Source organism: Yinghuangia sp. YIM S09857 (assembly GCF_051388915.1).
Taxonomy (GTDB): Bacteria; Actinomycetota; Actinomycetes; order Streptomycetales; family Streptomycetaceae; genus Yinghuangia.
In genome coordinates, this window is record NZ_JBPKBH010000005.1 from 55539 (window position 1) to 62722 (window position 7184).

6 protein-coding genes are annotated in these 7184 nt (G+C 74.0%); 5 read left to right on the forward strand and 1 reads right to left on the reverse strand.

The window, feature by feature from the left end; all coding sequences use genetic code 11:
• Positions 1-44 precede the first annotated feature (44 nt).
• Both ACRX5S_RS11755 and ACRX5S_RS11760 read left to right on the forward strand, forming a co-directional pair.
• Complete coding sequence (locus ACRX5S_RS11755) at positions 45-1934, forward strand: ABC transporter ATP-binding protein (RefSeq protein ID WP_436772815.1); 1890 nt, start codon at positions 45-47, stop codon at positions 1932-1934.
• Positions 1931-3736, forward strand: coding sequence for an ATP-binding cassette domain-containing protein (locus ACRX5S_RS11760; RefSeq protein WP_436772816.1), 1806 nt, complete (start codon positions 1931-1933; stop codon positions 3734-3736). Before ACRX5S_RS11755 ends, ACRX5S_RS11760 begins: the two co-directional genes overlap by 4 nt.
• A gap of 84 nt (positions 3737-3820) precedes the next feature.
• On the opposite strand, the gene ACRX5S_RS11765 is transcribed toward ACRX5S_RS11760, so the two are convergent.
• Positions 3821-4594: a DNA-binding response regulator gene (locus ACRX5S_RS11765; protein WP_436772817.1), complete on the reverse strand. Its 774-nt coding sequence runs from the start codon at positions 4592-4594 to the stop codon at positions 3821-3823.
• A gap of 161 nt (positions 4595-4755) precedes the next feature.
• On the opposite strand from ACRX5S_RS11765, the gene ACRX5S_RS11770 reads away from it, so the two are divergent.
• From ACRX5S_RS11770 to ACRX5S_RS11780, 3 genes are all read left to right on the forward strand, one after another.
• Positions 4756-5112 (forward strand): hypothetical protein, encoded by a 357-nt coding sequence (locus tag ACRX5S_RS11770; RefSeq protein WP_436772818.1) that lies wholly within the window; start codon positions 4756-4758, stop codon positions 5110-5112.
• Between the two features lie 37 nt (positions 5113-5149).
• Positions 5150-5503: a hypothetical protein gene (locus ACRX5S_RS11775; protein WP_436772819.1), complete on the forward strand. Its 354-nt coding sequence runs from the start codon at positions 5150-5152 to the stop codon at positions 5501-5503.
• A gap of 278 nt (positions 5504-5781) precedes the next feature.
• The gene (locus ACRX5S_RS11780) at positions 5782-7065 is read left to right on the forward strand and encodes a PASTA domain-containing protein (RefSeq protein WP_436772820.1); all 1284 of its coding nucleotides are present in this window, start codon (positions 5782-5784) and stop codon (positions 7063-7065) included.
• The last annotated feature ends 119 nt before the right edge of the window (positions 7066-7184 follow it).

Consider the following 7184-nt stretch of genomic DNA (forward strand, 5'->3'; position numbering starts at 1 on the left):
CGCACCACCACAGACGTCTCACAAGTCGGGAAGGGGCCCTCGACGTGGCCGACTCCGGAACCGGGTTCCGTGCCGCGTGGCGGTACGCCCCCGGGCCGATGGCCGCGCTGACGGTCTCCGTCCCGGCCGCGTCCGCCGCCGCGCTGCTCCTGCCGGCGGCGGCGGCCGAGGCGGTCGACACCATCCTGGAGGGGGGCGGCGCGGGCAGCGCGCTCCCCCCGCTCGCCGCGGTGCTGGCCCTCGGCCTGTTCGCCGCGCTGCTCGGCGAGTTGGCCGGGCCCACGCTCACTGCCGCACTCACCGCGCAGCTTCGCGGGCGGCTCGCCGAGCACGTGGTGGCCCTCGGCACCGGTGGCCGGAACCCGTTCCCCGAAGGGGATGTGACGGGGCGACTGGTCGGCAGCGCGCCCGACGCTGCGCGGCTCGTACCGGCGTTGATCGGCACGCTCGGCGCCCTCGCCACCTCGCTCGGCGGCATCGTCGCCCTCGGGCTGCTCGACCCGTGGCTGGCCGTCGCGTTCATCGCGGGGCTGGTCCCGGCGCTCGCCATCGTGCGCACCTTCATGGTGCACGCGACGGACCTGAACGAGCGCTACCAGAAGATCCAGGCACGGATCTCCGCACGACTCGCGGACGCCCTCGGCGGCGTCCGCACCATCCGGGCCTGCGGGACGCGCGACCGCGAAGAGGCGCGCGTGCTGCGGCCCGTCCCCGAACTCTCCGCCGTCGGACACGGACTGTGGCGCGCACAACGGCGTGCCGTCGCCCAGATCCTGCTGCTCGCACCGGTGGTGGAACTCGCGGTGCTGTCGGTCGCCGGGTGGGCTCTGTCGGAGGGGCGGATCCCCCCCGGCGGCCTGGTGGCAGCCGCGGGGTACGCGGCACTCGGACTGGGGTTCCTGGAACAACTGGAAAGCCTGGTCGGAGTGGCGCACGCCCGTGCGGGGCGGCGGCGCACGGACGAACTCCTGTCCGTGCCCGTCGCCCCGCACGGGACCAAGAGGGTCCTGCCCGCGGGGCGGGGCGAACTGGCCTTCCGCAACGTCTCGGTGCGTTCTGCGGACAACCGACTTCTGTTGCGCGGCGTGGACTTGACGGTGCCGGCCGGAACCTGCCTCGCGCTGGTCGGCACGACGGGCTCGGGCAAGTCGCTGCTGGCCGCGCTGCCGGGGCGGCTGCACGACCCGGACGAGGGCGAGGTGTTGGTGGACGGGCTGCCGGTGACGGCGCTGGCGCGCGGCGAGTTGCGGCGAGCGGTCGCGTACGCGTTCCCCGACCCGTCCCTGCTCGGCACCGACTTGCGCGACGCGCTCGGCTACGGCCGTCCCGGGGCGGGGGCCGGCGAGATCGGACGCGCGGCGGCCATCGCGCAGGCCGACTCGTTCGTGCTGCGGCTGCCGGAGGGCTACTCGACCCCGGTCGCGGGTCTGGGCCTGTCCGGCGGCGAGGTGCAGCGCCTGGGCCTGGCCCGCGCGGTCGCCCAGGACGCGCGCGTGATGGTGCTGGACGACGCGACCTCGGGCCTCGACATGGTGACGGAGCATCAGGTGATGGACGCCTTCCGGCGGCGGCTCGCGGGGCGCACGCGCATCGTGGTCGCGCACCGCGCGGCCGCGGCGGCGCAGGCCGACCGCGTCGCGTGGCTGGACGCGGGGCGCATCCGCGCGCTGGGGACGCACGAGGAGTTGTGGGACGACCCGGAGTACCGGGCGGTGTTCGCGGGGCGGCCGCCGCAGGCGGGTGCCGACTCGGGTCTCGACTCGGGTGTCGGTCTCGGGTCCGACCGCGCGCTCGACCGGCCTGTCGGCCAGGCGCCGCACCCGAGTTCGGCGCCGGCCCCGGGTTCCGGTCGGCCTGTCGGCCAGGCGCCGCAACCGAGTTGGCAGCCGGGCCCGCACCGCGTGGTCCGTCCCGCCGCCGAGGACGCCCGGTGAACCGCCGCAAGCAGCGCGACAACGCCCGGCACGCACCCGTCGATCCGGGTGGCATACGCGCCGGACGCGATCTCCTCGTCGACGAACTTCGGCCCCGCAAGGCCGCGTTCCTGCGTGTGCTGGGCTGGTCGGTCCTGGAGGGCGCGCCTGCCCTTCTCTCCGGCGCGCTGGTGGCCGCGGCGCTCGACCAGGGGTTCCTGGCGGGCCGGAACTCCGTGGGGTTCATGCTGCTGGGCGTGCTCGGCATGGCGATGCTGCTGCGCGTGGGAGCGACGTACGCGATGTTCCCGCACCTCGCCGCCGTCGTCGAACCGCTGCGGGACGCGCTGGTGCGGCGCGTGGTCGGCGGCGCGCTCGACGCCGCGATCGCCGGACGCCGCCCGGGCGGCACCGACCCGTCCGCGGCCGTCGCTCGGCTGACCGAGCAGGTGGAGTCCTGCCGCAACCTGACCGCGTCACTCCTGCGGACACTGCGGCAACTGGCGGTCACCGTGATCGCCGCCCTCGTCGGCCTCGCGGTCCTGGCCCCCGTCGTGCTGCCGCTCGTCCTGATCCCGCTGATCCCGGCGGCGTGGCTGTTCATCCGGCTGCTCGGCCCACTGGCACGGCGCCGCCGCGCGCTGGTCCTCGCGGACGAGCGCATCGCGTCCGACACGGCACGTGCGGTGGGCGGACTGCGGGACGTCGTCGCGCTCGGCGCGCAGGACCGCGTCGTCGCCGAACTGGGCGGGGTGATCGAGGCGCAGGCGAAGGCGGCGCGCGCGCTGGCCCGGGCGTCCGCGCTACGCCTGCTGATCGTCGGAATCGGCGGCCAACTGCCGCTGATCATCCTGCTGTTGGCCGCGCCCCGGCTGCTGCGTGAAGGCACGCTCTCGCCGGGCGAGGTGGCGGGCGCCGTCCTCTACCTGGTCAAGGAACTGTCCCCGGCGCTGCGGGCGTTGACCGCGACCGTGGGCGACTGGATCCTCGAACTCGGCGTCGTGGCGGGCCGCCTCGCCGAGTCCGGCACGGCTCCGGCGCCCGATCCCTCCGCCGTGTCGCCTTCGACCGTCGCCGAACGCCCCGCCCGACCCGCCGCGCTTACCGCCCGCGACGTCACCTTCGCCTATGGACCGTACGCGGCACCGGTCGTCCAAGGTCTGCACCTGTCCGTCCCGGAACGCGGCCACCTGGCGATCGTCGGCCCGAGCGGCATCGGCAAGTCCACGCTGGCGGCGCTCCTCGCCGGGCTGTTGACGCCGCGGCACGGCACGGTGCTGCTGCGGGGCGTCCCGACGAGCGACCTCGGCGAGGAGCGGCTGCGGCGTGAGATCGCGGTCGTGCCGCAGGAGGCGTATGTGTTCGCCGGGACCCTGCGCGAGAACCTCGCGTACCTCCAGCCCGCCGCCACCGACGCCGAACTGGACCGCGCGGTACGCCTGGTCGGCGCCCGCGACCTCGCCGAGCGCATCGGCGGCTACGACGCGGAGCTCTCCGACCCCGCGGCCCTCTCCGCCGGCGAACGCCAAATGATCGCCCTGGCCCGGACGTTCGTCTCCCCCGCCCGCGTGGTGATCCTCGACGAGGCGACCTGCCACCTCGACCCCGGCACCGAGGCGCTGGCCGAATCCGCCTTCGCCGCCCGCCCCGGCGCCCTCATCGTCATCGCCCACCGCATGGACTCGGCCCGCCGAGCCGACCAAATCCTCCTCATGGACGGCCACCTGCCCACAGTGGGCACCCACGACGAATTGATGGCCCGCTCAAGCCTCTACAACGACCTGATCGGCCACTGGTCGACCACAACGACCCCCCGCCCCTGACCGAGAACCACCGGCGGCTCCTGCCGCCCGACCACCCCACCGCGCCCGGCGAGCCCAGCGTCCCGACCCGCCCACATCCCCCGCTCACATCCACCCGCGGCGGGCTGCCAGCGCACCCGCCTGGAAGCGGGTCGTGGCGCCCAGCAGCGTCAGGAGTTCGCTCACTCGGCGGGCGTAGGTCCGGGGCGAGAGGCCCGTTCGGGCGGCGGCTGCGGGGTCGGTGAGGCCTTCGGTGAGACAGGCGAGTACGGGGGCGAGGTAGGGCGGGAGTTCGTGGTCGGGGCGGTTCCCGTCGGGGTCGTCGCCGTTGCGCCACCAGCCCTGGTGAACGCGGACGAGGGCGGTGACCACGACCGGGTCGCGTACGACCAGCATGCCGTTGTAGAAGACGTCCAGGTCGAGCGGCAGCAGCGCGACAGTCCGGTCGATGACCGAGAGCCGGAACGGGATCCGCGGGATCAGCCGCGCGTGCGCGCCCTGCCGCCATGCGATCGTGCCGAGGGGGGCGTCGCGCAGCAGGCCCTCCCGCGAGGTGATCTGCCGTACGGCCGGGACCTGGGCCGCCGCGCCGCGCATGCAGTTGGCGACGTGCACCAGTTTGCGTTCCGGGACGCCCTGGTCCAGGCAACCCGACGGGTCGTCGAACATGAGCATTTCGTGGCGGGCCGCCTGCGAGAACCTGGCCGCCGCTCGTCCGACCTGCGGTGGCGCGACCACCAACGCGGGTGGCCGGACTCCCTGTTTCGCGTGGAAGGCCGACTCGTCGAGCGCCTGCGCGACCGCCTCCCGGACGTCGCCCCGCCCCACCGCACCCGCGCGCCGGCGTACCCCCGTCTCCGGTGTCGCCTTCCGGTCCATGGCCTGGCCACTCCCCCATCGCCGCCTCGGCACGGCGCCACGCCGGTTGTTCAATCCTGAACGTGTGGCAGGTTCACGCCATGCGTTTGTTCGACTCCTGATTGTAATCAATGCTGGCCGCGGGCCCAACCACTCAGTCATCCGACTTTCGGGAGCCAGCCGTGCACCGACACCGTCTTCTGCCGTCCGCGCTCACTCTCGCCTCGGCGCTGCTCCTCGGGACCGCCGTCGCGGCCCCGGCCGGTGCCGCCACGACCGTGCCCGCCGAGGACGGCCCCCGCGCCGCGTGCCTGGTGATCACCCAGCAGGGCGGCGGACATCCGACGATCTTCGACCGGTGGGCCGACGTCCGCAACGACTGCGGGCGCCACATCGAGCGGGTCAGCGTGCAGCTCGACTACCACTTCGATCCCACATGCCAGGCGCTCGCACCCGGTCAGTCCACTCGGTACCACTGGATCTCGACGCTCCAGGAGAACATCGAGGCGAACTACGCGTACGAGTGCCCCGGCCCGTGACCGCCGCCCACCCGCGCCTTTACCGAAGGAGCACCCCGTGCGCAACCGCCTTGTGCGCAACCACCCCGAGCGCGGCAAGCCACGTAGCCGCCTCACCGTCCTGACCACGGCCGCCCTGCTCGCGCTCGGCGCCCTCGCCGCGCCGGGTCCGGCCGCCACGGCGGCACCCGCCGAGTCCGCTGCCCGGGACTACATGAAGTGCGGCTTCTCGCACCACAGGAGCCTGCCGCAGTACGGCGACTGGTACTACAACTGCACCTGGGACAGCGCCCAGATCACCATCAAGTGGGCGGATGGGCACGTCAGTTGGAAGTGCACCGAGGCCGGTCTCGCCTACCGTCTGGGCGACCTCAACAGCGTCGAGAGCGCCTGGATCGCGGCCAAGTGCTGAACTGCGGGCTTTGCCGGTCCGGGGGGCCACGCGCTGCCGAAGCGACCCCCTGAACGGCCGCACGCGACCGTCCGGAACACCCGTCGAAGCTCGGTCCCGGGGCCGGGATTCGACGGGTGTTCCGCGCGTCTCGCGGCCGGTGTGAGGGTGATCCCTCATGCTTCGGCGTGTCCCGGTTTCCGCAGGAACCGGCGGCCGAGGGGCCGACGTCCCCCATACATCCCGGCGGACATCCCGGTGGATGGGGAGGACGCGCCGGTCTGGGAGGGGAATTCGGGATGAGGCTTTTCTGCCGCCTGTGCGGCGCGCGCACGGACGGGCAGGAACGGCTGGGGACGTATTGTCCCGGCAACCGCTGCGGAACCGATCTGCGGACCGGGAACGACACGGGTGTTCAGGCCTGGTGCGAGCCGGAGCGGGTGCGCGGCGAGCCCGGGCGTACCGCGACCGTACGCCTGATGGTGCGCAACTCCGGTTCGCGCCCGGACACCTTCCGCGTCGAGCCCGTCGAACAGGTCGACGGGCGGCTGGACTTCGACGCCGCGGTCCTCAACGTGCCGCTGGCGCCGGACCAGACGCGCGTCGTGGAGATCCGCTACACCCTGCCGCGCGACCGTACGGCGCTGGGCATCGATGTCGCGTCGCGCTTCGGCGTCCCGGGCGCGGACGCCGCGGGGCGTGTCAACGACGGCCGGGCCGAGCGCTTCGGGGTGGCGCTGCGCGTCGTGTCGACGACGGCGAGCCAGGGGGCGGCCGGGGCGGCGTTCGCGGTGGACGTCCCGGCGCGGTTCCGGCAGGACCGGCAGGACGGGCGTTCCGGGGGCCCGCGCGCCCGCTCCACGCCCATGTTGGTGGGCGGCGGGGTGATGGCGCTGATCGTGGTGATCGCCGCGGTCATCGCGTTCGCGGCGGCCAAGGAGGACGACGGCGGGGCGGACACCGCGGCGGCCACGCCCTCCGCACCCGCGACCGTCGCCGAGACCGCGCCGACCACGGTGACGGCTACCGACGGCAGCGGCGGCACCGCGGGCGGCGGACGCGACGAGGAGGCTACCGGCGAGAACCCGTCCGGCGGCGGCGGGAACAACAGCGGGACCAACGGCGGAAACAACGGCGGGAACGACAGCGGCGGCCGGGGGAACAGCAGTTCCGGAGAGGTCACAACTCCACCCGTCCGCAAGCTGGTCAGGGTCCCCAACGTCACGACCCTCCCCGACCGCAAAGCCGTGGAGACACTGCAAGCCGCGGGCTTCAAGGTGGAGTTGCGTTATCTGCCCGGCACCGGCGGCCCGCGCGGCCTGGTGCAGGCACAGCAGCCCGGGTCGGCCACGATGGCCCCCCAGGGCAGCGCCGTCGTCCTGAGCCTGCGCGACGGCAAGGTGAAGGTCCCGGACGTGATCGGTATGACGCCCGCCCGGGCGACGGCGAAGCTGGAGGAGTTGAACCTCGTGGGCGAGTCCGCGCAGTCGTTCACCGCGGACCGCAAGGTCGTGTCGACGGATCCGGCGCAGGGCACCCTGGTCGACGAGGGCTCGACGGTGATCCTCTACTCGGACTATTGACCGGACCGCCCTGACCGAACGCCCCAGGCCGAACCACGGCAGCCGAACCACCCCGAACGGACCACCCGGAGCGCAACAAGCGGGGGGGGGGGGGGGGGGGGGGGGGGGGGGGGGGGGGG

Bases quoted from the DNA above. Each gene is read 5' to 3' on its own strand.
- ACRX5S_RS11780 (WP_436772820.1), top strand. From the start codon at position 5,782: ATGAGGCTTTTCTGCCGCCTGTGCGGCGCGCGCACGGACGGGCAGGAA.
- ACRX5S_RS11765 (WP_436772817.1), bottom strand. From the start codon at position 4,594: ATGGACCGGAAGGCGACACCGGAGACGGGGGTACGCCGGCGCGCGGGT.